The sequence below is a fragment of the uncultured Vagococcus sp. genome, assembly GCF_963518325.1.
GTDB lineage: Bacteria > Bacillota > Bacilli > Lactobacillales > Vagococcaceae > Vagococcus_D.
This window is the reverse complement of record NZ_CAUQJB010000040.1, coordinates 14,699-39,954: the sequence shown is the minus strand read 5'-3', so window position 1 is coordinate 39,954 and position 25,256 is coordinate 14,699. Positions and strand designations below refer to the sequence as shown.

18 protein-coding genes are annotated in these 25,256 nt (G+C 40.7%); 16 read left to right on the top strand and 2 right to left on the bottom strand.

From position 1 onward, the window contains the following. The first annotated feature begins 223 nt into the window (after positions 1-223). From RWN13_RS21145 to RWN13_RS21100, 10 genes are all read left to right on the top strand, one after another. Entirely contained in the window at positions 224-694 is a 471-nt protein-coding gene (locus RWN13_RS21145; protein WP_314067759.1) for a CtsR family transcriptional regulator, read from the top strand. Positions 695-699: 5 nt separating this feature from the next. Further along, positions 700-3,183 carry an ATP-dependent Clp protease ATP-binding subunit gene (locus RWN13_RS21140; protein ID WP_314067758.1) on the top strand — a complete coding sequence of 828 codons (2,484 nt, stop codon included), beginning with the start codon at positions 700-702 and terminating at the stop codon, positions 3,181-3,183. A gap of 156 nt (positions 3,184-3,339) precedes the next feature. Further along, complete coding sequence (locus tag RWN13_RS21135) at positions 3,340-4,266, top strand: peptidase U32 family protein (RefSeq protein WP_314067756.1); 927 nt, start codon at positions 3,340-3,342, stop codon at positions 4,264-4,266. A gap of 14 nt (positions 4,267-4,280) precedes the next feature. Further along, the gene (locus tag RWN13_RS21130) at positions 4,281-5,519 is read left to right on the top strand and encodes a U32 family peptidase (RefSeq protein WP_314067755.1); all 1,239 of its coding nucleotides are present in this window, start codon (positions 4,281-4,283) and stop codon (positions 5,517-5,519) included. A gap of 178 nt (positions 5,520-5,697) precedes the next feature. Next, positions 5,698-7,047 carry a glutathione-disulfide reductase gene (gene gor, locus RWN13_RS21125; protein ID WP_314067753.1) on the top strand — a complete coding sequence of 450 codons (1,350 nt, stop codon included), beginning with the start codon at positions 5,698-5,700 and terminating at the stop codon, positions 7,045-7,047. A 158-nt stretch (positions 7,048-7,205) separates the two neighbouring features. Next, positions 7,206-8,600, top strand: a complete 1,395-nt coding sequence (locus tag RWN13_RS21120) for a cytochrome ubiquinol oxidase subunit I (protein WP_314067752.1) — start codon at positions 7,206-7,208, stop codon at positions 8,598-8,600. Positions 8,601-8,607: 7 nt separating this feature from the next. Next, the gene (gene cydB / locus RWN13_RS21115) at positions 8,608-9,621 is read left to right on the top strand and encodes a cytochrome d ubiquinol oxidase subunit II (protein ID WP_314067761.1); all 1,014 of its coding nucleotides are present in this window, start codon (positions 8,608-8,610) and stop codon (positions 9,619-9,621) included. Between the two features lie 6 nt (positions 9,622-9,627). Then, the gene (cydD, locus tag RWN13_RS21110; protein WP_314067751.1) at positions 9,628-11,370 is read left to right on the top strand and encodes a thiol reductant ABC exporter subunit CydD; all 1,743 of its coding nucleotides are present in this window, start codon (positions 9,628-9,630) and stop codon (positions 11,368-11,370) included. Further along, on the top strand, positions 11,363-13,126 hold the full coding sequence (cydC, locus tag RWN13_RS21105; protein WP_314067749.1) for a thiol reductant ABC exporter subunit CydC: 1,764 nt from the start codon (positions 11,363-11,365) through the stop codon (positions 13,124-13,126). Before cydD ends, cydC begins: the two co-directional genes overlap by 8 nt. Before the next feature lie 237 nt (positions 13,127-13,363). Further along, positions 13,364-15,988: a hypothetical protein gene (locus tag RWN13_RS21100; protein WP_314067748.1), complete on the top strand. Its 2,625-nt coding sequence runs from the start codon at positions 13,364-13,366 to the stop codon at positions 15,986-15,988. A 37-nt stretch (positions 15,989-16,025) separates the two neighbouring features. Here RWN13_RS21100 and RWN13_RS21095 read toward each other — a convergent pair whose 3' ends face one another. Next, positions 16,026-17,003: a polyprenyl synthetase family protein gene (locus RWN13_RS21095; RefSeq protein ID WP_314067747.1), complete on the bottom strand. Its 978-nt coding sequence runs from the start codon at positions 17,001-17,003 to the stop codon at positions 16,026-16,028. A gap of 164 nt (positions 17,004-17,167) precedes the next feature. Between RWN13_RS21095 and RWN13_RS21090 the strand changes: the two genes are divergently transcribed. From RWN13_RS21090 to RWN13_RS21080, 3 genes are all read left to right on the top strand, one after another. Continuing rightward, a complete protein-coding gene (locus RWN13_RS21090) occupies positions 17,168-18,070 on the top strand; it encodes a prenyltransferase (RefSeq protein WP_314067746.1) in 903 nt (300 codons plus the stop codon). Positions 18,071-18,152: 82 nt separating this feature from the next. Continuing rightward, positions 18,153-18,914, top strand: coding sequence for an AAC(3) family N-acetyltransferase (locus RWN13_RS21085; RefSeq protein WP_314067745.1), 762 nt, complete (start codon positions 18,153-18,155; stop codon positions 18,912-18,914). A gap of 514 nt (positions 18,915-19,428) precedes the next feature. Next, positions 19,429-21,372, top strand: a complete 1,944-nt coding sequence (locus RWN13_RS21080) for a heavy metal translocating P-type ATPase (protein WP_314067743.1) — start codon at positions 19,429-19,431, stop codon at positions 21,370-21,372. Between the two features lie 59 nt (positions 21,373-21,431). On the opposite strand, the gene RWN13_RS21075 is transcribed toward RWN13_RS21080, so the two are convergent. Beyond that, on the bottom strand, positions 21,432-21,857 hold the full coding sequence (locus RWN13_RS21075; RefSeq protein WP_314067742.1) for a NusG domain II-containing protein: 426 nt from the start codon (positions 21,855-21,857) through the stop codon (positions 21,432-21,434). 306 nt (positions 21,858-22,163) lie between these two features. On the opposite strand from RWN13_RS21075, the gene RWN13_RS21070 reads away from it, so the two are divergent. The 3 genes from RWN13_RS21070 (at position 22,164) to RWN13_RS21060 (ending at position 25,230) form a co-directional block, all read left to right on the top strand. Next, positions 22,164-23,129: a rhodanese-related sulfurtransferase gene (locus tag RWN13_RS21070; protein ID WP_314067740.1), complete on the top strand. Its 966-nt coding sequence runs from the start codon at positions 22,164-22,166 to the stop codon at positions 23,127-23,129. Positions 23,130-23,293: 164 nt separating this feature from the next. Then, positions 23,294-24,091 carry a DUF817 domain-containing protein gene (locus tag RWN13_RS21065; RefSeq protein WP_314067739.1) on the top strand — a complete coding sequence of 266 codons (798 nt, stop codon included), beginning with the start codon at positions 23,294-23,296 and terminating at the stop codon, positions 24,089-24,091. 197 nt (positions 24,092-24,288) lie between these two features. Further along, complete coding sequence (locus RWN13_RS21060; RefSeq protein WP_314067737.1) at positions 24,289-25,230, top strand: N(5)-(carboxyethyl)ornithine synthase; 942 nt, start codon at positions 24,289-24,291, stop codon at positions 25,228-25,230. Positions 25,231-25,256 lie beyond the last annotated feature (26 nt).

Below are 25,256 nucleotides of genomic sequence, written 5' to 3'. Positions count from 1 at the left end.
GAGCACTTGGTTTGGGACCAAGGGGTCGCAGGTTCGAATCCTGTCTTCCCGATTTCAGAAAAAGACATTTTTCAGACCTGTTAGGTCTTTTTTTTTACCTCCAAAGTGTGTTTTAACGCTATTCCGCTCATTTAGAACCAAACTTCTTTCCCTTTATTGTCAAATTTAGTATAATGAAGGTCAAAGTTAGTCAATAAAGACAGATAAGAGGTGTGACAATAAAATGGAGAATCAAAATATTTCTGATTTAATCGAAGAATATTTAAAAGAGATTCTGAGAGAACAGGAAAAAATTGAAATTCGACGTGCTGAAATGGCTAATCAATTTAGTTGTGTTCCCTCTCAGATTAACTATGTCATTAATACTCGCTTTACGGTTGCCCAAGGTTACAGTGTTGAAAGTAAGCGTGGTGGCGGTGGTTATATTAGAATTCAAAAAGTTAACTTGAATCATCATGGCGAAATATTAGCAGATTTAGCTAATATGGTTGGCAGCTCTCTTTCGCAAAGTGATGGGATAGCGATTCTGCAACAACTGTATAACTATGATATTATTAGTAAGAGGGAAGGCAACTTACTGTTATCAGTGATTGCCAGTGATGTTTTACAGACAGATAAGCAGAATGAAGAAAAAACTCGAGCTCGTATGATGAAGATATTATTGGAACGTCTTCACTACGAAGAAAAGGAGTAACGATTATGGATGAATTATTTACAGAAAAAGCGAAAGCGGTCTTAGTGATTGCTCAAGAACAAGCTAAGTATTTTCGTCATCAGTCAATTGGCTCAGAGCATTTACTGTACGCTTTAGTCATAGAAGAAGGTGGCATTGCCGGTAAAATATTACGTCAGGCTGGGATTAAACCTGAAGACATCAAAGAAGAAATTGAAAAATTAACGGGCTACGGTTCTGCACGTAGCTATACTCAAGGCGTTTATTTGCCTTACTCACCTCGGGCAAAAAAAATATTGTCATTTGCTGGTGATGAAGCTAAGCGATTAGATGCTCCCAATGTGGGAACGGAACACATTTTATTGGGAATTTTGAGAGATGATGATATTTTAGCTTCGCGAATCTTGCGGAATTTCGGCTTGGATTTAGCAAAAACCCGTCAAATTATTTTAAAGAAAATTGGTGTGGCAGATACAAAGGCCAACAAACAAGCCATGAAAAAAATGGGAAATCAGTCCCGGTCCGAAGAAGGAACGCCAACTTTAGATTCACTGGCTCGTGATTTAACAGCTTTGGCTCGTGCTGGTAAGATGGACCCTGTGGTTGGCAGAACGAAAGAAGTTCAACGATTAATTCAAATCTTAAGCCGTCGAACTAAAAATAATCCAGTCTTAGTGGGGGAACCAGGTGTCGGTAAAACGGCGATTGCAGAAGGCCTTGCCCAACGGATTGTTGCTGGAGAAGTTCCTGAAGAAATGACGGAGAAACGCTTGATGATGCTTGACATGGGGTCAATGGTTGCCGGAACTAAGTACCGCGGCGAATTTGAAGATCGAATGAAAAAAGTAATTGATGAGATTTATCATGATGGTAATATTATTCTCTTTATCGATGAGCTCCATACCTTAATCGGTGCTGGTGGAGCTGAAGGAGCGATTGATGCTTCTAATATTTTAAAACCAGCCCTGGCTCGTGGGGAGTTACAGACGATTGGTGCGACTACCTTGGACGAGTATCAAAAATACATTGAAAAAGATTCTGCATTAGAGCGTCGTTTTGCCCGAATATTGGTAGATGAACCAACAGCTGAAGAGGCAATTGAGATCTTAACGGGTTTGAAAAAACGTTACGAAGATCATCATAAGGTAACCATTACAGATGAAGCAATCCACGAGGCAGTTTACTTGTCGATCCGCTACATTAATTCTCGTCAGTTACCAGATAAAGCCATCGATTTAATCGATGAATCAGCAGCTAAGGTTCGCTTGAGTTTTTCTGATAAAGCCTCACCGCGAACGCTTTTGGTACAGAAATTGGCTGAAATTAAGACGGAGAAAGACCGAGCTATTTTCGAACAGGATTTTGAATTAGCGTCGATGATCCGCAAGCGTGAGAAAAAACAAGAACAAAAGATAACCAGCTATGATGAAAAGCTGTTAACTGCTAATGAAGGCTATACCCATCAAGTAACCGGGGAAGATATTGCCGGCGTGGTTTCTCAATGGACGAGCATTCCTTTACAGCAGTTAGAGAAAAAAGAGAGCGATCGTTTGCTGAAATTGGAAGCTGAGTTGCATAAACGTGTTGTTGGCCAAGATGAAGCTGTCGAGGCTGTATCCAGAGCTATTAGAAGAGCCCGTAGCGGCCTTAAAGATCCTAATCGACCAATTGGCTCCTTTATGTTTTTAGGCCCTACAGGGGTCGGTAAAACAGAATTGGCTAAAGCTTTGGCGGAAGCTGTATTTGGTGCCGAAGATGCCTTGGTTCGCGTGGATATGTCTGAGTTTATGGAAAAATATAGTACTAGCCGGTTAATAGGCTCACCTCCAGGTTATGTGGGATATGATGAAGGTGGTCAGTTGACAGAAAAAATTCGCCAAAAACCTTATTCAGTGATTTTACTGGACGAAGTGGAAAAAGCTCATCCAGATGTCTTTAATATTTTATTACAAGTATTAGATGACGGTCATTTAACGGATTCTAAGGGACGCAAGGTTGATTTTAGAAACACCATTTTAATCATGACTTCAAATGTAGGGGCAACAGCTCTCAAAGAAGATAAATCCGTCGGTTTTAACGTCTCTGATATCAGCCAAGATCACAAAGCGATGCAGGCTAAAATCATTGAAGAGTTGAAAAAAGCCTTCCGTCCGGAGTTCCTTAACCGAATTGATGAAACAATTGTTTTCCGTTCGTTAGTTAAAGATGAATTGCGGGAAATTGTTAAAATCATGAGTCGCTCAATAGTGACTCGTTTAGGCGAGCAAGAGATTGATTTGAAGATTACTGCATCCGCCTTGGATGTTATTGGTAAAGAAGGCTTTGATCCGGAATACGGTGCACGTCCGATTAAGCGGGCACTTCAAAAAGAAGTCGAAGATAAATTAAGTGAAGCTCTCTTAAGTGGTCAGATTGCCTTAGGAGATAAAGTCACAATTGGTGCTTCCAAAGGTAAAATTACTTTAAATGTTACCGAAAAAGCCCTTGAAAAAGTTTCGGAAAAGGTTTAAACTAAATAGGTAAAATAAATACAAACTTTTAAGTTGGTAGGTGCAAAACCAAGGCGCCTACCAGCTTTTTCTGTATTTTTATTGTGAAAAAATATACAGAGTTTCGTATGCAACTTTGTGATGAAGTGTGGCAAAGCTAGAAAAGGAGTCTTTTATATGAAATCAATTGAAATTACGGCGACGGTGGAATCAATCGAACAAGCTCAGGCATTATTGGAAAGTGGTGTGGATGTTTTATACTTTGGTGAGGAACAATTCGCTTTAAGGTTGCCTACTTATTTTTCACGAGAGGAACAAATAGAACTGGTTGAATTGGCTCGTAAGTATCGTAAAAAAGTAACCGTAGCGGTTAATGGGATTATGCATCCAGAAAAAATGCGTTTAATTCCCGAGTATTTAGCTTTTTTAGAAGGCTTGAAAGTCGATCAAATCGCAGTCGGTGATACGGGTGTTATTTTTGTATTGCAACGTGATGGCTATCAGCTTCCCTATATTTACGATGCTCAAATGTTGGTTACCAGTTCGCGTCAAATTAACTTTTGGGCCAAACGAGGAGCCAATGGGGCGGTCCTTGCACGAGAAGTGCCTTATTTGGAACTAAAAGAAATGGCCGGAGAGATTGAGGTTGAAGGGGAAATCCTAGTTTACGGTGCAACCTGTATTCATCAATCCAAACGGCCATTAGTCGACAATTATTTTGCTTATACCAAGGCTCAAGATCAAACCAACAAGGAACGAGGCCTCTTTTTAGCAGAACCAAAAAAAGGGGATACCCATTACTCGATTTATGAAGACAGTCATGGGACTCATATTTTTGCGGACAATGACCTTAATTTAATGATGGAATTAGGGAAATTAGCCGAGCTGTCATATGGTCGCTGGAAACTAGAAGGTATCTACACGCCAGGTCAGACCTTTGTTGAGATTGCCAAACTCTTTGTTGAAGCAAAAGAAGCTTTGTTAGCTGGGAATTGGACAGAGCAACTTGCCTTAGGGTTGTCAGCAAAAGTTGCTGAGCTTCACCCTGTAGGGCGTGGTTTAGATACAGGATTCTTTTTGATGGATCCAGATGAAGTGAAATAAAAAGGAGTTTTATCATGACAATAAAATTAAAACGACCTGAGGTTTTAGCGCCGGCGGGGACCTTGGAAAAATTAAAAACAGCGATTCATTATGGTGCGGATGCCGTTTATATTGGCGGCGATGCTTATGGGTTACGAAGTCGGGCAGGTAACTTTAGCTTTGAGGAAATGGCTGAAGGGGTTGCCTTTGCTAATGACTATGGAGCTAAAGTCTATGTTGCGGCTAATATGGTTACACATGAAGGGGATGCTAAAGGGGCAGGAGATTTCTTTTTAAAGCTGCGAGAGATTGGAATTAGTGCCGTCATCGTATCGGATCCGGCCTTGATTGAAATCTGTGCCACAGACGCACCAGGTTTGCCGATCCATCTGTCAACTCAAGCTTCTGCAACTAATTTTGAAACCTTGGAATTCTGGAAAAAGGAAGGGTTGGAACGAGTTGTTTTAGCCCGTGAAGTTTCAATGGCTGAAATTGCAGAGATTCGTAAAAATACTGATGTGGAGATTGAGGCTTTTATTCACGGGGCCATGTGTATTTCTTATTCAGGTCGTTGTACCTTATCGAATCACATGTCGAAACGAGACGCCAACCGTGGGGGTTGTTCCCAGTCTTGTCGTTGGAAATACGATTTGTTTGACATGCCTTATGCTGGAGAACATCGGTCCTTATTAGGAAATGGAGAGATTGAAGATGAACCATTTTCAATGAGTGCCGTTGATATGTCGATGATTGAACACATTCCTGATTTAATTCAAAACGGCGTGGACAGTTTCAAAATCGAAGGACGGATGAAGTCGATTCATTATGTGTCGACGGTTGCCAACGTCTACAAAAAAGCGGTTGATAGCTATATGGCTGATCCTGATAATTATGAATGCAAACAAGAGTGGGTCGATGAGTTATGGAAAGTAGCCCAACGGGAACTGTCAACTGGTTTTTATTACCAAACCCCTAGCGAAGAGGAGCAACTTTTCGGGGCTCGCCGCAAAATTCCCGTTTTCAAATTTATCGGTGAAGTTCTGGCTTATGATGAGGAGGCGGGAATTGCAACTATTCGACAACGCAACCACTTCCGAGTCAATGATGAAATCGAATTTTATGGGCCAGGTTTTCATCATTTTGATCAAAAGGTTGAGGTGATGTGGAACGAAGAGGGGGAGTCAATCGAGAAAGCTCCGAATGCCATGATGATTTTAACGATGCCAGTTGTACAACCGGTTAAACCAGGAGATATGATTCGCAAAAAGAAATAGTTTAACTAAACTTGTCTCATGGGCAAGTTTTTTTGGTGAAAACAATCGAGATGGCTTTTGGAAGGCTCACGGCCCATGGATTCTAAGTTTTTGGGAAATTCACAAACCGAAACCTTGATTTATCGGGGGGATATCTCGTATAATTTAGAGTGGTAGATACTGCGGAAGGATGAAGACAATGAAGAAATTCGATTATATTGTAATTGGTGGCGGTAGTGGTGGCATTGCCTCAGCGAATCGGGCTGGGATGCACGGGGCTAGTGTTTTATTAATTGAGGGTAATGAACTCGGTGGGACTTGTGTCAACGTTGGTTGTGTACCGAAAAAAGTCATGTGGTCGGCCTCTCAATTAAGAGAAAACATCTTGTTAGACGCGGAAAGTTATGGTTTCGATGTGTCCATTGATTCATTCGATTTTGGTAAGCTGGTTGCCAACCGTCAGGCCTATATTAAACGGTTGAATGGCTTATATGAATCAGGTTTAGAAAGCAATGGTGTGACTTATGTCAAAGGATATGGCAAATTTGTGGCAGAAGATGTTGTTGAAGTGAATGACCAACAATACACCGCACCGCACATTTTGATCGCCACAGGTGGTCAAGCGAGCTATCCTAATATTCCTGGAGCCGACTTGGGCATTGATTCCAATGGATTTTTTGAGTTGACTAGCTTGCCGCGACGGGTGGCTGTTGTTGGGGCAGGCTATATTGCCATTGAATTGGCGGGTGTTTTAAATGGTTTAGGGGCAGAGACTCATTTGGTTTACCGTAAGGAACGCCCTTTACGGGATTTTGATACAGAAATCGTCGATGCTCTGTTGGATATTTATCAACAAGAAGGCATTAAGACGCATCCTTTATCCGTTCCTAAAAGTGTTAGCAGTGCCCAAGACGGGTCATTAGTGTTACATTTTGAAAATGGTCAGGAGTTAGTGGTGGATACGGTTATTTGGGCAATTGGCCGCAGACCGAATCTGGCAAGTTTAGACTTGGCTAAAACTAAGGTTGAGCTGAATGATAAAGGACAGGTCAAGGTCGATAAATATCAAAACACAGCTCAGACAGGTATTTATGCTATCGGGGATATCATTGGCAAACTAGAACTGACCCCTGTAGCGATAGCAGCTGGCCGACGTTTATCAGAACGACTGTTTAATGGCAAGACAGATGAGCATTTAAACTATGACTTAGTGCCAACGGTTGTTTTTAGTCATCCACCGATTGGCACCATCGGATTGACGGAGCAAGAGGCTTTGGAAAAATACGATAAATCACAGATCAAGATATATCGTTCACAATTCAATCCCATGCAGTACGCACTTCAAAAACGGAAAGTAAAAGCGACGATGAAGTTGGTTTGCCTTGGGGAAGAAGAAAAAATTATTGGGTTACATGGCGTCGGGATTGGGATGGACGAGATGTTACAAGGCTTTGCAGTGGCTATTAAGATGGGAGCGACTAAAAAAGATTTTGATAACACCGTGGCGATTCATCCAACTGGAGCCGAAGAATTTGTAACGATGCGCTAAAAAAATAGATTGTTAAATGAAAGTTTGTGAGTATCCTTATTAGCATATTTCTCATTTTATTGAAGGGAAATTTTCCTTTTGTGAGATAATAGACTATAATAGTGATGTAATGATAATTATTCTAAAGATGAAAAAAATAACAAAAGGAGGATCTTTACATGGATGTATTAACACTAGCGCGGATTCAATTCGGAATGACGACAGTATTTCATTTCTTTTTTGTGCCCTTATCCATTGGTTTAGGATTGGCCGTGGCTATTATGGAAACAATGTACGTTGTAAAGAAAGAAGAAGTTTACAAAGACATGACTAAGTTTTGGGGAAAGATATTCTTACTTAGTTTTGCTGTCGGAGTCGTAACAGGAATCATTCAGGAGTTTCAATTTGGAATGAACTGGTCAGAGTACTCACGCTTTATGGGGGATATTTTTGGTGCGCCTTTAGCAGTAGAGGCTTTATTGGCTTTCTTCTTAGAGTCAACCTTTATTGGCCTGTGGCATTTTACTTGGGACAAAGTAAAACCACGAACTCACATGATCTTTATGTGGCTGGTTGCCATTGGTTCGACCCTATCAGCTTTATGGATTTTAGCGGCGAACTCATTTATGCAAAATCCTGTCGGATATCAATTTAATCCTGAATCAGGAAGAGCAGAGTTAACCAGCTTCTTGGAGCTCTTAAAAAATCATCAATTATGGCTTGAATTACCACACGTTATTTTTGGTGCCTTTGTAACGGGCGGTTTTGTGATTGTGGGAATTTCTGCATGGAAAATGATGCGTAAGGAAGACGTGATTTTCTTTAGAAAATCAATGAAAGTCGGTCTGATTATTGGCTTAATCTCCTCTATCTTAACGATTGGTTTTGGTCATGCGCAAACTCAGGCAGTAATTGCGGATCAACCGATGAAATTTGCGGCCATGGAAGGTATTTACGAAGACGTGGCACAACCAGCACCGTGGAAAGTTGTCGGCTTAATGGATCAAAAGAATCGGACAGAAGGTCCCAGCATTGAAATACCTTATATGTTATCACTCTTAGGGAGCGAGCATGAAGGTGATTTTAGAGGGATGAACAGCTTAAATAAAGAGATGCAAGAAAAATGGGGCAAGGATATGGAGTTCTATGTACCTGTTAACACGTTGTTCTGGAGTTTCCGTTTCATGGCAGGTTTCGGTAGTTTAATGGCATTGTTAGCCATTGTGGGACTATGGGCACTGCGCAATGATCGCATATTTAAAATGAAATGGTTACAAGTTATCTTGACGCTGTGTATTGCGGCGCCATTTATCGCCAACACAGCAGGTTGGTTAATTACCGAGTTAGGTCGTTTCCCTTGGACCGTATACGGCTTGTTTACAATCGCCGACAGCGTGTCACCAAGTGTTACTGCGACTCAGTTACTATTCACTAATATCGTTTATTTCCTAATCTTCTCACTATTGGGTGGCGTGATGGTCTTCTTAGTACAACGGGTGGCTAAGTACGGACCTTATAAAGAAGATAAAGAAGCTTTATCAACGATAGACCCATTAGCTAAGGAGGCGTTCTAGTATGGACATGACTTTCTTACAACTACTATGGTTCTTATTGATTGCTGTTCTGTTTATTGGTTTCTTCTTCTTAGAAGGATTTGACTTTGGTGTCGGTATGGCAACCAAAATCTTGGCAAAAAATCGCCAGGAGCGGGAACAAGTGATGGGCACGATTGGGCCCGTTTGGGATGCTAATGAAGTTTGGTTGATTACTGCTGGTGGGGCGTTGTTTGCCTCATTCCCAGAGTGGTACGCAACGCTCTTTAGTGGTTACTACATTCCCTTGTTCTTAATTTTATTTGGCTTAATTTTACGCGGTGTTTCCTTTGAGTTTCGTGATCATATGGAATCGGATCGTGGTCGTAATATTTGGGAGTGGGCGTTGTTTATCGGTAGTTCGATTACACCCTTCCTCTTTGGTTTAATGTTTACTAGTATGGTTCGTGGCATGCCGATGGAGGCAGACAAAAATATTTACGCGGGCTTTGGCGATTACGTTAACTTGTTCTCAATAGTGGGAGCTGTTGCCGTTACGTTGATTTGTTTTATTCACGGATTGAACTACATTCGTTTAAAAACAGATGGACCGATTCGTCACCGTGCGGCAATGTATGCTAAACGTCTTTACCCAGTTTTATTTGTTGGCTTGGTGGTTTTTGCCGGTTTACTTTGGAAAGACACAGATTTCTTTGATAAACGCCCGATCTCAACTTTGATTATTTTAGTTGTGATTGTGTTAGCCGCAGTTGTGGCAGCATTTGGAACTTTTAAAGACAAAGAATTGCTGTCGTTTTTAGCTACTGGTGCTGTTTTAGCGGGAATTGTGGTCTTGTTGTTTAACGGCTTATTCCCACGAGTGATGATTAGTTCCATCGATTCAGCTTACGATTTATTAATCGTGAACGCATCTAGTTCACCGTATACATTGAAGATTATGACAATAGTGACGGCTTGCTTACTGCCATTTGTGTTGGCTTACCAAGCTTGGTCTTATTACATTTTTGGAAAGAGATTGAAAACAGGTAAAATAAAGGGGTAAACTCTGATGATAGATAAAAATGTATTTCGTTTCAATAAAATCAGACCTGTTTTTATCGGGCTTGCAGGACTAGCTGTCCTGCAAGCTCTTTTGATTATAGGTCAGGCGTATTTCTTATCAAAGGGCATTAGCAGTGTTTGGGGAGGCGCAACGATTGCGTCACAACTGCCACAAGTGGCTTTGTTTTTTGTTTGTTTTATGATGCGCCAAGTCGGTCATTTTATTAAAGATAAGTGGCTGGATGGCTATGCTTACGAACAGTCAAAAGAGATCCGTCAACAATTATTAAAAAAAGTTTTTTCTTTAGGGCCAAATTTTGTTCAAAAAGAAGGGACTGGCAATATGGTCACCATGGCTATTGAAGGTATTAGCCAATTGGAAAATTACATCACCATCATCTTGCCTAAGATTACTAATATGATGATCGTCCCTTGGTTGATCGCGGCTTTTGTTTTTACACAAGATATTCGGTCAGGGGTGGTGCTGATTTTAGTGTTTCCGATTATCATTTTATTTATGATTATTTTAGGATACGCGGCGAGAGCTAAAGCCGATAAACAGTACGAAGGCTTCCAAATTCTAAGCAATCATTTTATTGATTCTTTACGTGGCTTGGAAACCTTAAACCTCTTGGGGTTAAGTAAACGCTATGGCAAAAACGTTTATAATGTTAGTGAGAATTATCGAAAAGCAACCATGAGTACCTTGCGCATTGCGATTCTATCAACTTTTGCTTTGGATTTCTTTACGACATTATCAGTGGCAATCATCGCCTTGTTTTTAGGCTTAAATTTAATCAATGGGTTGATGCCGTTATTTCCAGCACTGACTGTTTTGATTTTAGCGCCGGATTTTTTCTTACCAATCCGAGATTTTGCTAATGACTATCACGCGACTCTCAATGGAGGCAACACGTTGAAAAGTATTTTTAGTGTGCTTGATGCGAAAGAAAGTGGGGTTCAGGAAGAGCTCAGCTTACCTCACGAGTGGCAAGGGGCGGATAGTTTAAGCCTTCAAGAGCTCGGGGCAAGTTATGCCACAGATATTGAACAAGATGCCATTCGCAACCTTGGTTTTAACTGGCAGGGATATGGGAAAATTGGTGTAGTAGGACTTTCTGGATCTGGGAAGTCAACCTTAATCAAAGTCCTTGGCGGATTCTTAAATCCAACACCAGAAAGCCAGATTAGAGTGAATGATCAGACTCTTGAGACTTTGAAACAACGGGATTGGCAACAGCAATTATTTTACATACCTCAAGATCCTTATTTGTTTCATGCCAGTTTTAAAGCGAATGTGGCTTTTTACGTGCCTGATGCTACGGATGAGGCGATTTTGGCAGCAGTCGCTCAAGCAGGATTAACTGACTTGTTAGAGGAACTGCCCGAGGGACTTGAAACAGTAATTGGTGAAGGGGGTCAAACCTTAAGTGGTGGCCAGATGCAACGGGTGGCCTTAGCACGTGCGTTCTTGGATCATTCCCGAAAGGTGTTGCTATTTGATGAGCCGACTGCTCATTTGGATATTGAAACAGAAGCGGAATTAAAGGAAACCATGTTGCCATTGTTTGAAGAGAAGTTAGTCATCTTTGCGACTCATCGCCTTCATTGGATGAAAGAGATGGATTATATTTTAGTTATGGAAGATGGTCAGATTGTCGAACAAGGGACCTATCAGGAATTAACAACGAGAGATGGCTACTATAGTCGGTTTGCCAGTGACGTTGTAGGAGGGCAAACGCATGGATAATAAAGAGACCACACAACGCTTGTTGTTATCAAAAGAAGATACCTGGGTCCGCCCTTATTTTAGAAAGTACCGTAAATTGCTAATACTTGTCCTTTTTTTAGGCTTGCTGACATTTTTCGCCGGCAGTGCATTGATGTTCACCTCTGGTTTCTTAATCAGTAAATCAGCGTCTCGCCCTTGGAATGTTTTGGCCGTTTACGTGCCGATTGTCTTGACGAGAGCTTTTGGGATCGGTCGACCGCTATTCCGTTATATGGAGCGCTTAGGGAGCCATGACTGGGTCTTGCGAATGACATCTGATATTCGCTTGAAATTATACCGCTCATTGGAATCACGAGCAGCTAAATCCAAGGAGGAATTCCAAACTGGTAGCATTTTGGGGATTTTAGCAGAGGATATTGAGCACATTCAGAATTTGTATTTACGAACGATTTTTCCAACCTTAATCGGTTTGTTGTTATACTTGTTAATCGTGATTGGTTTTGGTGTCTTTTCGATTCCTTTTGCTTTGTTAATGTTATTGATGCTGGGGATTATTATCGTCATCCTACCTTTAGCTTCTGTCGCTGTTAATCGAGCCAGAGTATACCGTCGGAAACAAGAGCGCCACATTCTTTACAATCAATTAACGGATTCGATTTTAGGTGTTGGTGACTGGCAGTACAGCGGGCGCTACGATGAGTTTTTAGTCCGTTATAACGAAGCTGAAAAGAACGTCCGCAAGGAAGATATAAAGTTGAACAAGTACACTCGTTTTCAAGATTTTGTGATTCAATTTGTTTTTGGGTTAATCATTGTGGCAATCTTCCTTTGGGCTGGCACCTATTTTGGGGCAGGTGCCAAGGGAAGTTTAAACTGGGTAGCGGCGTTTATTTTAGCAGTATTTCCCCTAATGGACGCTTTTTCACCTATTAGTCAAGGGGTAACAGAATTACCCATGTACGAAGATTCGGCTCAGCGCTTAGACAGTTTACCAGTGGTGGAAGTTTCGGAAGAAGTGGTTGAAACAGTTAGTTTTACTCAACCCTTAGTCAATGCTGGTATCGCATTCGAAGGCATTACCTTTAGCTATCGAGAGGCTGGAAAAGTCATTTTTAAAGACTTTAATTTGATGATTGAGCCCGGTCAAACTCTAGCTGTTTTAGGGAAGAGCGGGACAGGTAAAACCACTCTGTCTAAAATTTTAAGGGGCGATTTAATTCCCCAGGCAGGTCGAGTTTTAATTGAAGGAAAGCCAGTTTCAGCTCTGGGTGAAATGTCTCGCTATATTGGCGTACTGAATCAAGCCCCTCATTTATTTAATACGAGTATCCTAAACAATGTTCGTTTGGGTAATTTAGAAGCCAGCGATGAGCAAGTTTTAGAGGCGATTCATCAAGCGGGCTTGCAGCCGGTGATTGATAAGTTGCCAGCAGGGGTCAATACCCTTGTGGAAGAAGGAGGAAAACGATTTTCTGGTGGCGAGCAACAGCGAATTGCCTTAGCCCGGATTCTATTACAAGATGTTCCCATCGTCATTATTGACGAGCCGACCATTGGTTTAGATCCGTTGACAGAGCGAGCCCTTTTAGAAACGGTCTTATCTGTCTTAAAAGATAAAACAGTGCTTTGGATCACCCATCATCTGATGTCCATTGAACAAGCTGACAGAGTGATATTTATCCAATCCGGTGAGATTATGATGGATGATACACCTCAGGAACTAAAAGCAACCAACGCGCATTACCAGCATTTACTTAGTTTAGACTATAACTAAGTAAAGATAACTAAGTGAAGGATCTTGGGAATGACCCAAAGTCTTTCACTTATTTAGATTGAAAAATTAATCTAGTAATAGATCAGGCTTTTTTCGCAAGTTTCTCTTTACACCGACAGCATAAATGGGTACTATTGAAGTATATTGTTTAAATTGTCAATAAAGTGTATATATACCGTTCGAAAAACGACCCATAGTTAATAATAGGGATGAAAGTACTTAGAGAGGTGGATTTTAATGTTGCAGCATGTCATTCATATGAAGTCGCGGATATTTAAGGAAGTCCAAAAGAGAAATACAAAGACGACTGTTATACTTAAAGAAGCGACAATTGATTATGCCAAATTGATGCAACTAACAATTTTTTGTAAACAACAAGGGATTCCTGCAGAATTTTTTGAACCTGCCAGTCTTCGTTTTATGGAATATTGGGCTCGATTTTTCCCAAACTTTATTTTGCACGAACTTTACTATGAATTCAGTGAAGCAGGAGATTTTGCCTTAAGCGTCAATTTTCAGCGGGGGCAACGGCGAATTAAAGGGGAGACGAATGACCTGAAAGATAAAGCCGCAGAGCTGTTGGCAGTTTGTTTGCGAGAAATTGATATTAGTAAGGCAAATCATTTAGATGAAAAATTAACCGCTCGTCAGAAGCAAATGGATGAGTTGGAATTAGAATATAAAACCTACCGAGAAATATCGGAGCAGGATTTGCAGGAAAAAGATCATTATTTGGATCGTTTACAAGCAAAGTACAAGCAGATGGATAAAAATTTATCTGCTCGTCAACAGCGGATTAACGATTTAGAGAAAGACCATGAGTATTTTCGTCAGCAAGCGGCTCGTAATATTCAGGCGAAGAGCAATCAGTTAGATGTGCTACAAGGGCGCTATGAGCAGTTGAATGAAGAACTGGCGGCTCGTCAACAACGCATCAATAATATCGGTCGCGATCACGATATTTTTAGAAAGCAAGCGGAACTAGATGTCGAAAATAAAAATGAGCAATTAGATGTTTTGCAAAGTCGGTATGAAAAGCTTGAGGCTGACCTGTCTTTTTATGAAGAAAAGATCAAAAAAATCGAACAGGATCACCACCTTTACCGTGATCGAACCGAAGAAGACATTGAACGGAAAAATAATGAAGTCAAGGCCTTACAGGAAAAACTGACGGCTAAGCAACGGTTGTTAGACGAGTCAATCCCTAATTTTGAACGTTATAAACAACAGTCAGAAGAGAAATTACTGGCTAAAAATGCTGAACTTGCTGAGCTAGAGCATAAACATGAAGAAATTACCATGGAATTAACCAGACGTCAGCAAAAGGTGAGTCAATTAGAGAGTAATCTGGAAGCCTTTAAGGAATTGGCTGAAAGTGAGTTAAGTAAGAAAAATCAAGAACTGGTTGAACTACAAACTAAATATGGTGAGATGACCCATGAGTTAACGGAACGACAAGAGCAAATCAGTTTAATCGAGCAGGAGCAAAAAGAATTTACGGCTCAAACAGAACAGGATATTCAACAGAAAGATGAACAGTTAGGCGGATTACGAGATAAGTTTGAAAAAATTTCAGATGATTTGTCGAAACAACATCAAATTGTGGAACTGGAAGCAGATCATGAAGCCTTTAGAAAACAAGTTCGTCAAGATATTTTGACGAAAAAAGAGCAACTAGACGACTTGCAAGAAAAATTCCACCAGATGGATCAAGAGCTGGCTAGTCGCCAAGCAAAGATTGATAGTCTTGAAGTTGATTACGCCTCCTTTAGAGAGCAAGTTGAGCAAGATATCCAAGCTAAAAATGAGCAGTTGGACAAGCTTCAGCAGATGTATGATGAGATTAGACAAGGAAAACATCAAGAGATGGCTGTTCAGCCACAAGTCGAAGTACCTATTTTGGCAAATCCTGTATCCGAGGACCTTGCACCTATAGAAATGCTGAGTGAACAACCGCTAAACAACGAAGTGCTTCAGGAAGAGTTACTTGAGCAAGAGGCAGTAGTGGAAAAACTAACTCTTCAAAAATTGGCGGAAGTCACTAAAACAGTTGGAAAACCACTAACAGAGCAATCAGAGGTGGTTCAGCGTGAACCTTTAATCATTCAACAAGTGCTTGAGGACTTGGATGAGCGAGTTGAACGGGAGTTCTTAGTGGAAGAGATTCAAAAAGTGTTAGCCTCTGAAGTTACGAGAGATGAGAATCTGCAGGAGTCCGTGATGGATCAGGGGCATGAAGCTTATGATGTGCCAGCTGTTGAAATCACTCAGGAATTTCGCCAAATCAAACGGTTTTCCGACGTTCATATGGATGTGGATTTCCGTCATTTAGGCGAGCAGGATAAGACTCAACCGAAAGCGTCAGCGAAAATTGAAAGCATGCGGGAGCGTCTAAAAGCATCGGTAGATGAACAAATTTCCGGTGAACAGCCTCCTCGAGAATTTAGTCAAAAATCAAAGGTATTGCCAAGTACGGCAAGTCCTGTGCCAAGTTCAAAATATCAGTTGGAATTAGAGATTAGAGATTTATTTAAACAATCTCAGAAGCCAGATCATGAAAAGCGAATAAAAGTTCAACGAGATGATTATTATTCCTATACGACGGCAATCGACTTTTTAGATTATCAGTGGAGTCAAGCTATGTTACATAAAGATGAAAGAAAATACGATGAATTTTTGAGTTGGGTTCAGCGATTTGTTGATTATCTGCCAAATTTCAAAGAGGACTTAGATCTGAATGTGCGGAAGCAGATGTTTAACAAAGCCAACTACGTGACTAATCTTGAAACCTTAAGCATGCTAAAGGCATACGCCTTATTGAATCAGTATTTAGAGTTGTACTGCGAAGAAGTCGAACGCTAAAAAGGATGAAGAACAGCTTAGCTGCTCTTCATCCTTTTTAGTCTGCTCGATTTAATAGACGCTCCGTCAGTTCAAAGAGTATCTGTTTCTCAGGCGTATCAGGTAATTTTTCAATATCAGCCAATGCCTTATCAGTATAACGAGTGGCTAACTTTTGGGCTTTTTCAAGACCGTGATATCGGTTGATATTCGTGACGATCAGTTGGATGTCCTCATCAGTCAGCTCACTGCCTTTTTCTAAAAGGGCAAAGGCATCACGATTTTCAGCCATGGCGTATATTAAAGGCAAGGTGTAGTTTCCGTTGCGAATGTCTTCTAAAATAGGCTTGTGAAGTTCAGCTTCCGTAGACGTAAAATCCAGTACATCGTCTAAAATTTGGAACGCCATGCCAATTTGATAGCCAATTCGTTGGGCTAAGAGCTGGACGCGAAGGGAACTGCGGGAAACTTGAGCCCCTTGGTAGCAGCTAAACTGAAATAGCTGTGCGGTTTTGCCTTTAATGTGTTGCAAGTATTGTTTAATGGTGATATTGGGGTTGTGACGCAAATGCATCTGATCCAATTCACCAACTAAAATCCGTTTCATGTTAAGGGCATTTGACTCCAATGCCTCAGTCGTTTGAGAGGAATTTGCCAATAACTGAAAATAAACCGTAAATAAAAAATCGCCAGCGTAAACAGCAATATCTTTGCCGTAAGCAGCTTGTATCGAAGGACAATCTCTTCTAATAGGGGAATCGTCGATGATATCATCGTGAATCAAGGTAGCCGCATGTAAAATTTCCAGCGAAGCGGCCATTTGATACTTAATTTTATTAGTAGGCACATGCCCAAAACTGCTAAAGAGAAGAAAATAGGCTGGCCGAAGTAACTTGCCGCCAGCTTCGAAAAATAACTGCAAAGCTCCTGTCATCTCTTTGTTGCGAATTTTAACTGATTTATTCATCACGTTTTGTGTTTCTATTAATTGTTCTTGCATTGTTGGGTATTTATCCCATAATGGGTGAATCGCCATATCAGGCCTCCTGCACTATTCTTTACACTAATTCCAATTTAGCTTAAAATGAAGATTGTGTCAATTGATTGCTCTAGGAATGTTAGACTTCTTGAGAGAATTAGTGGATAATCAAATAAATAAGAGAAAATGATGAATTTTTGTGAGGAAGAAGGCGTCAAATAATGAGTTGGAAAGTATTTGCAGAACTGGTGGAACTAAAAGCTAAAACAGCCAGCGTTTTCCCCTTTATTTTAGGGATGGCTTATAGTTGGTACCATTATCAGCAAGTGTATTTAGGCAATATGGTGTTCTTTTTTATTGCCATGGTTTTATTTAATATGGCTGTTGATATTTTAGATAATTACATGGACTATCACAATGCCACCGATGTCCATGATTATAAAGATGAAACCAATATTATTGGTAGAGAGCGTCTGTCTCTGCGACTGGTGCGTAATTTAATGGTAGGATTTATTTTTGTTTCCGCGGTTATGGGAATCTATCTTGCGTCACAAACAAGTTGGGTAATTTTGTGGTTGGGAATCATCAGTTACTCCGTGGGGATTTTTTATTCCGCTGGGCCGAAGCCCTTGTCCAGTATGCCTGTAGGAGAAGTCGCATCAGGCCTTGCCATGGGATTTGTCATACCGTTGATCTGTGTCTATCTAAACATCTATGACGTTGCCCCTTTTACTTGGCAGTTAGCAGGGCAAGTGTTGCTAATGTCCTTGCCAGCTGTTTTTGCTATTGCTAATTTAATGCTGGCAAATAATACTTGTGATTTAGAAGAAGATGTCTTAAACAATCGCCATACACTAGTATTCTATATAGGAAAAAAAGGCGCCATTCGTTTGTTCTGGTTTTTAAGTTTGACGCCATTTATCGTTATTACTGTGGCAGTTACCGGTGGTTTAGTTCCTTGGACCGTCTTAGGTTTATGGCTTATCTTCCCTATTATTTGGAAAAATACCGTAGCCTTTTCTAAGCGCCAGGTTAAACTGGAAACTTTCCCTTTGGCTATTAAAAATTTAGCATTAACCGTCATGCTGTACGCCCTTCTGTTTGTCATCGGCGTGATAGTGTAACGAGGAGAATTAGTCGACGGTCATTAGGCTAGTCTGCCTTTGGTTTAATTTGGATTAGAATCACTATGAGGAGGTACAGCAGATGCATACTAAAAAAAAATTAATTAAAGACCTCGAAGCTTTGGGAATTACTCCAGGAGACAGGTTGTTAGTCCACTCATCTTATAAGGCTGTTGGTAAGGTTGAAGGGGGGCCAGTCGGACTGATCCAAGGGTTAATGAGCTATGTAGAAGGTCTTTTGATTTTTCCCACTCATACTTGGCGTCAGATTAATAAAGGGAATCCCCTTTTTGATCCGGCTACAGAGCCTGCTTGTGTGGGAATTTTACCTAATACGTTTATGGCTCAAGCAGGTGTGGTGCGTTCGCTGCATCCTACTCATTCCGTAGCGGCCTATGGTGCTGAAGCAGAGGCTTTTGTGGCCGGGGAGGAAGTCATTGCCACCCCTTGTGGGCGACAGGGCTGTTGGGGGAAATTGCTAGATGTAGACGCTAAAATCCTATTTTTAGGCGCAACCTTAAAAACAAACACTTTTATTCACGGCGTAGAAGAATGGAACGGCATTCCAAATCGTTTAACGGTTGAGCGGGAAGCCTTGCAAATCAAGTTGCCATCGGGAATCATTGAGGCTCCTCAGCACCGCCACATCGGTGATGTATCTCAACATTATGACAAGCTTTATGAGCCATTGGTGGCCCATAAATTGATTCGGGAAGGGTTAATTGGAGACGCTAAGTCCTTGGTGATTGAGGCGCAACCAGTTTATGAGCTAGTGTCATCCTTATTAGCGCTGGAGCCTAATCTGTTTGCAGATGACCAAAAGATTCCAAGCGCCTGGTATTAAAGAAGAAAGGGAACAAAGAGATGAAATGGTTAGAAGACCTTGAGGCTAAGGTCTTTTTTTTTTAGAAAAAAATGTGATTTAATTGATTGTTAGAATGGTCTAAAATCATACTCAGACAGTCTTTATTTTGCGAGGGGATCGATGTTAACCGGGTTATTTAGCTTGCTAATGTGTTTGCAGCTGAAAGATTAGTTGAAAGATAAGATAATGAATTGGTTTACGGGCAATGTTTCGGATAAATCTTGGCTGTGACAAAGAAGTTAGCCTATAAAAATAAATCGCTTATTTATGGTAGCTAGTAAACTTACAGATGAAGATGGTTTTCTTTGTTTATTTTTAATATATGTGTTCATTAAAAATACGAAGTAAATAGAAATCATTTCGTTTTGTTATATTAAGTTTCTTTTTTGTTGGAAAACTCTTGCACTTTTTTAGGAAACATTGTATACTAAACACATGAACAAGTATTCATACGTTTCTTATATAAAGTAAGTGAGAAAAGAGGAGAAGTCTTATGGAAAAAGCAACAGAACACAGTCACAGTTGTGAGCACGACAGCCAGGGCAATGGTCATACCCATGAGCATTCTCATGATCACGATCATGGGAAGATGCCAGTTATCTTATTTTTTATCGGTTTAGCAGCCTTTTTAGTGGCGATGTTTCTTAATGAGGGATTACTTCAAAATGGGTTGTACGTGTTGGCTATGTTAATGTCTGGCTACCACATTATTGAAGAAGGAATTAGTGATACGATTGTCTCAACCAAGGCACAAGGGAAGTTCACACCGAATGTCCATATCTTAATGACTTTAGCGGCATTTGGGGCATCACTAATTGGTGATTTTCAAGAAGGAGCCCTGCTAATTGTCATTTTTGCTTCAGCCCATTTTTTAGAAGAGTATGCTGAGGGCAAAAGTAAACGGGAAATTACCAACTTAATGAAAATGAATCCCACAGAGGCCCGATTGATTCAAGATGACGGATCAACGAAGATTGTGGAAGTAACGGCCTTGGGAATTGGTGATCACTTAAAAGTCTTAAACGGTGATCAAATACCGACAGATGGCGTGATTTTATCAGGCTACAGTGCGATTGATGAAAGTTCGATTAACGGTGAAAGCATGCCTCGGGAAAAAACTGTTGGAGACGATGTTTTTGGTAGTACAATTAACGGCAATGGTACGTTTACCATGGAAGTGACAAAAGACAGTCAGGACACCTTATTTTCCAAAATATTGCAGTTAGTTAATCAATCTCAGTCTAATTTAACAAAGACAGGAACTAAAATTCAGCAACTGGAACCGTTATATGTAAAGAGTGTTTTAATGATTGTACCACTTTTTATTTTGATGATGCCCTTTATTATGGGATGGAGCTGGTATGAAAGTTTCTATCGTGGGATGGTTTTTCTAACGGTGGCCTCCCCTTGTGCCTTGGCAGCTAGCGCTGTACCAGCTACTTTATCAGCTATTTCTAATCTAGCTAAAAAAGGGGTTCTCTTTAAAGGCGGTTCTTATTTATCGAACCTTGCAGATGTTCAAGCTGTGGCCTTTGATAAGACCGGTACTTTAACAGCTGGGAAACCCCAAGTTACCGATTATTTCTTTAGTGATGGGACTCAGGAACAACGTTACACTGATATTATTGTGGCCATGGAACGAACAGCCAATCATCCATTGGCTAATGCGATTTTAGCTAAATTCAGCAACGAAACAGAAATGAATTTAGAGGTTAAAAATGACATTGGTAAGGGCCTAGTCTCACAAGTTGAGGGCCGTGTTTACCGCATTGGAAAACCAGAAAGTTTTACTGATGTGACCCAAGCCATGACGGATTTAAATCACCGTTATTCAGAGGAAGGCAAGACCGTTGTTTATTTTTCAGAGAATGAACAAGTTGTCGGTTTAATTGCTATGATGGATGTGCCTAATGAGCATGCCAAAGAGGTTATCAGTTACTTGAAATCGCAACAGATTCATACAACGATGATCACAGGAGATTCAGAAAAAACCGGTCAGGCCATTGGCAAGCAATTGGGCATGGATGAAATCATCGGCAATGTGTTACCGGAAAATAAATCCGCGATTGTTGCAGACCAACAGGTTAAATATGGAGTAGTAGCCATGTTAGGAGATGGGGTAAACGATGCCCCTGCGTTGGTGAATGCCGATATTGGAATCGCCATGGGCGACGGAACAGATGTCGCAATGGATGTCGCCGATGCGGTCTTGATGAATAACGACTTAACAAAATTGAGCTATGCTCATAAAGTAGCGAAGCGTCTGGATAAGATTGTCTGGCAAAATGTATACTTCGCCATGGCTGTAGTAGTCTTTCTGGTCATTTTAAATATCTTTGGCAAGATGAATTTACCTATTGGTATTTTAGTCCACGAAGGCAGTACCTTAGTGGTTATCTTTAATGGGCTGAGATTGTTATTGCCGGTCAAAGAGTAACCCTTAGGAATGACTCATGATAGACAAAAAAGATCTAGCTCGCGCTAGATCTTTTTGTTTTAATACGTAATAATCATATCGTCGTCAGGATCGTCTGAAACGCCGACGATTTCCACGACTAACCGGTGAGGTAAACAAATGGATGTCTGGCCTGGTTTGCTGATCCATCCAGTTTTAACCGCAATTTGATCGGGGCTGTTATCTTCTTTGACACGAATTCGGGTACCTTCGATCTCCACAATGTTGTACTGTTTTTTGGAAGGGTGATAGGTGACCAATTGATGTTCCGTGTCTTCTGATAACGTAAAACGATCGATTTCTTTGCCATCAATAGAGACAATGGCTGTCGTCTGTTTGGTGCTAATGCTTAGATCCTTTTGGGTAATTGCTAAAACCGCATAGGGGGCAAAGGATAAAATAATAAGGGCTGCGATGATGATGCCATCGAATAATTTAAATTGTGTTTTGATTTCTTTCCAGAACATAGTTTCCGCTCCAATACGCGATAGTTTAATTCTTTGTCTATAGATTAGATTAACCAGAAAACATCAGCTAGTCAACTATTTCTAATTAATTTGCCAGACTTCCTCTTTTTTTTGTGAAATAAGCAATAAAGTTGATGTTTTAGTAGTACTTACACTATAATTTTAATGAACGAATTTTTTAGCTTGTTTTCTGTCAGGACGTTTTATGAAAAAAGCTAAGGTCGATATTAGTTAAGACAAGCCGGTGAGCTGACTTCGAATTGCCGAAGAATCTGCAAATGGCTTTTCAAATTAGGAGGAATTAGGTTGAAGAAGTACCAAGTATTATTATATTATCAATATGTTACCATCGAGAATCCTGAGCAATTCGTAAAGGAGCATCTGGCTTTCTGTAAGTCCCTTAACCTAAAAGGGCGTATTTTAGTGGCAGGTGAAGGAATTAACGGTACTCTGTCAGGATTGACAGAAGACACAGAAACATACATTGATGCCATGCACAGTGATCCTCGCTTTAAAGACACGCTATTTAAAATTGACCAAGCTGATGGTCATGCCTTTAAGAAAATGCATGTGCGACCACGTGAAGAGATCGTCTCATTGAGCCTAGAAGACGATATTAACCCTCACGAGCTAACAGGTGAGTATTTATCGCCTAAAGACTTTCGTGAGGCTCTAATGGACGATAACACGGTTGTAATCGATGCTCGTAATGACTACGAGTATGATCTTGGTCATTTTCGTGGGGCGATTCGTCCAGATATTCGTAATTTCCGTGATTTGCCACAATGGATTCAGGACAATAAAGAGGAATTTATGGAAAAACGCGTGGTGACTTATTGTACAGGCGGCATTCGTTGTGAGAAATTCTCTGGCTGGTTAGTCCGTGAAGGTTTTAAAGATGTCGGTCAATTAGATGGCGGTATTGCCATGTACAGCCGTGATCCAGAAGTTCGTGGTGATCTTTGGGACGGTATGATGTACGTCTTTGATGAACGCTTAAGCGTGCCGATCAATCACGTGGAGCATGTGGTGATTGCGAAAGATTGGTTTGATGGGGAACCTTGTGAACGCTACTGTAACTGTTCTAATCCGTATTGTAACCGTCAAATGATCGCCTCAGAAGAGAACGAACATAAATATCTTCGTGGCTGTTCTGCGGAATGTCGCGCTCATGAGGCCAACCGCTATGTGGTGGAGCATGCATTAAGCCACGATCAGTGGGAAACACGTTTAAATGCCTTAGGTGAAAGTTTGGCCAAGGAAACAGTTTAACGTAGTGAAGGAAGTCATCTAATAAGGTGGCTTCTTTTTTAAGATTTTTTAAACAATATTAGGTTTTTAGTAAATAAACTATTAATTGCTAAAGAGTTCTTAAGATCTGAGACAGGTAACGTACTAACCGCTAAACTAATAGTGAAAGGGTTAGGAGGTTGGAGATGGACGTTAGTGAGAGTGTGTCTTTGAAGAGAGGGGCTACGTTGTTTTGGGCATTTGGCTTGAATCAGGTGCGTTGTTGCTTGTTTCCCGCATTGATTTTTGTGGCCTTAGCTGTTACAAAAGTGGTCAGTATACCAGGTATTGCCAGGTATGACCTTTTATTTGTGACCTGTGTCTTGATACAATTAGTTTTATTGGGAATAAAATTTGAAACCTTAGATGAATTTAAAGTGATCATGTTGTTTCATGTAATAGGCTTAGCCTTGGAAATATATAAGATTCAAGTAGGCTCATGGAGTTATCCCGAACCTGGATTGATTAAGCTAGGTGGTGTGCCACTGTATAGTGGGTTTATGTATGCGAGTATTGGCAGTTATATATGCAAAGCTTGGAAAGTATTTGATCTACACATTGCTCACTGGCCTAAATCAGTGACAGTCTGGCTGTTATGTGGTGGGATTTATTTTAATTTCTACACCCATCACTATATATGGGACTTGAGGTGGTGGTTAATCGGCTTGGTTTTTGTGGTTTTTTTCCGAACGCGTGTCTCATTTCAAGTTGACGAATTGAGGTTAACCATGCCAATGTCCCTCTCATTTTTTCTCATCGGATTTTTTATTTGGCTAGCTGAAAATATTGCAAGTTTCCTTGGAGCCTGGGCATACCCTGATCAATTGGAACGCTGGCGTCCTGTTCATCTTGGGAAAATTACTAGCTGGTATTTACTGATTATTATCAGCATTATGCTGGTGGCTGAATTAAAGCAGATTAAGCGAGAACGAGTTGTGGACTAGAAACTAATCAACAGATAATAGATGAGGACGGGGTAGTCGATAAACCGTCATTCACCTATTATCTGTATTTTTGTGTTAGATTAGAGGGAGTCACTTATTAGTTTAGTGAAGCACGCTTGCACTTTTTGGGCCTGCTCGGACACTGCAGTCAGTCATATGGTTTCATCTGCTTACTTAGAAGAAGGAGTATGAAAAAAATGAACAATGTAAAAACAGTAGGATTTGTCATTAGTTCCAAAGAAAACGAACATCGCCGGGGGCTATTGCCGGTTGACATTGGAAAGTTAGCGTATCAATCCGAGCTTTACTTTGAAAAGAATTATGGCGAAGTGATGCAGATTTCAGACAAAGACTATCAAGCGTTAGGATGTCACATCGTTTCTCGGGAGGAAGCCTTGAGTCAACAAATTGTCTCTGATCCTAAAATTGGGGATGCTGATTATTTAGAACAGCTTCAACCAGGGCAGACGATTTTTGGGTGGATTCATGCTGAAGCAAATCCAGAGCGCCTTGCCTTACTTCAACGCAATAAATTGACGTCTTACGAATGGGCAAATATGTACAAAAAGGGTCGTCATAGCTTTTGGCGGAACAATCAGTTAGCAGGTGGGTCGGCCATTATTGATGCCTTTCGACTGGTTGGAAAATTACCCAAAAACAAAAAAGTAGCTGTGATTGGTCGTGGAAATGTGGCTCAAGGGGCAATCGAGTTGTTGAATCAGCTAGGTGCCAACGTGACGGTCTTTAACCGACAGCAAGAAGACTTATTTCGTGAAGAATTGCCAATGTATGATGTGGTTGTCAACGGAACATTGTGGGATCGATCTCGACAAGATCATTTAATTTATCAAGAGGACTTAAAGCGCTTAAAAAACGGTACCTTGTTGATTGATGTCAGCTGTGACGAGCATGGGGCAATTGAGAGTTCGATCCCAACGACGATGAAAGAGCCTATTTATACAATTGATGGCGTGATTCACTACGCCGTAGATCATACACCGAGTATTTTCTTTCAAGAGTCCAGTCAATCAATCTCAACCGTAGTTGCAACCTATTTAGATGATTTGATGAGTGGGAAGCCGAATCAAGTTTTGGAAGAAGCGTTGATTACGAGAGAGGGACAACCAGCAAGTCATTAAAAGCAAAGGAAATAAGGCTAGGACAG

Excerpts from the sequence above, each read along its gene's own strand:
- gor (WP_314067753.1), top strand. The coding sequence starts at position 5,698 with ATGAAGAAATTCGATTATATTGTAATTGGTGGCGGTAGTGGTGGCATT.
- RWN13_RS21120 (WP_314067752.1), top strand. The coding sequence starts at position 7,206 with ATGGATGTATTAACACTAGCGCGGATTCAATTCGGAATGACGACAGTA.
- RWN13_RS21060 (WP_314067737.1), top strand. The coding sequence starts at position 24,289 with ATGAACAATGTAAAAACAGTAGGATTTGTCATTAGTTCCAAAGAAAAC.
- RWN13_RS21065 (WP_314067739.1), top strand. The coding sequence starts at position 23,294 with ATGGACGTTAGTGAGAGTGTGTCTTTGAAGAGAGGGGCTACGTTGTTT.
- cydB (WP_314067761.1), top strand. The coding sequence starts at position 8,608 with ATGACTTTCTTACAACTACTATGGTTCTTATTGATTGCTGTTCTGTTT.
- RWN13_RS21140 (WP_314067758.1), top strand. The coding sequence starts at position 700 with ATGGATGAATTATTTACAGAAAAAGCGAAAGCGGTCTTAGTGATTGCT.
- RWN13_RS21135 (WP_314067756.1), top strand. The coding sequence starts at position 3,340 with ATGAAATCAATTGAAATTACGGCGACGGTGGAATCAATCGAACAAGCT.
- RWN13_RS21100 (WP_314067748.1), top strand. The coding sequence starts at position 13,364 with ATGTTGCAGCATGTCATTCATATGAAGTCGCGGATATTTAAGGAAGTC.
- RWN13_RS21145 (WP_314067759.1), top strand. The coding sequence starts at position 224 with ATGGAGAATCAAAATATTTCTGATTTAATCGAAGAATATTTAAAAGAG.
- cydC (WP_314067749.1), top strand. The coding sequence starts at position 11,363 with ATGGATAATAAAGAGACCACACAACGCTTGTTGTTATCAAAAGAAGAT.
- RWN13_RS21130 (WP_314067755.1), top strand. The coding sequence starts at position 4,281 with ATGACAATAAAATTAAAACGACCTGAGGTTTTAGCGCCGGCGGGGACC.
- RWN13_RS21085 (WP_314067745.1), top strand. The coding sequence starts at position 18,153 with ATGCATACTAAAAAAAAATTAATTAAAGACCTCGAAGCTTTGGGAATT.
- cydD (WP_314067751.1), top strand. The coding sequence starts at position 9,628 with ATGATAGATAAAAATGTATTTCGTTTCAATAAAATCAGACCTGTTTTT.
- RWN13_RS21075 (WP_314067742.1), bottom strand. The coding sequence starts at position 21,857 with ATGTTCTGGAAAGAAATCAAAACACAATTTAAATTATTCGATGGCATC.
- RWN13_RS21080 (WP_314067743.1), top strand. The coding sequence starts at position 19,429 with ATGGAAAAAGCAACAGAACACAGTCACAGTTGTGAGCACGACAGCCAG.
- RWN13_RS21095 (WP_314067747.1), bottom strand. The coding sequence starts at position 17,003 with ATGGCGATTCACCCATTATGGGATAAATACCCAACAATGCAAGAACAA.
- RWN13_RS21090 (WP_314067746.1), top strand. The coding sequence starts at position 17,168 with ATGAGTTGGAAAGTATTTGCAGAACTGGTGGAACTAAAAGCTAAAACA.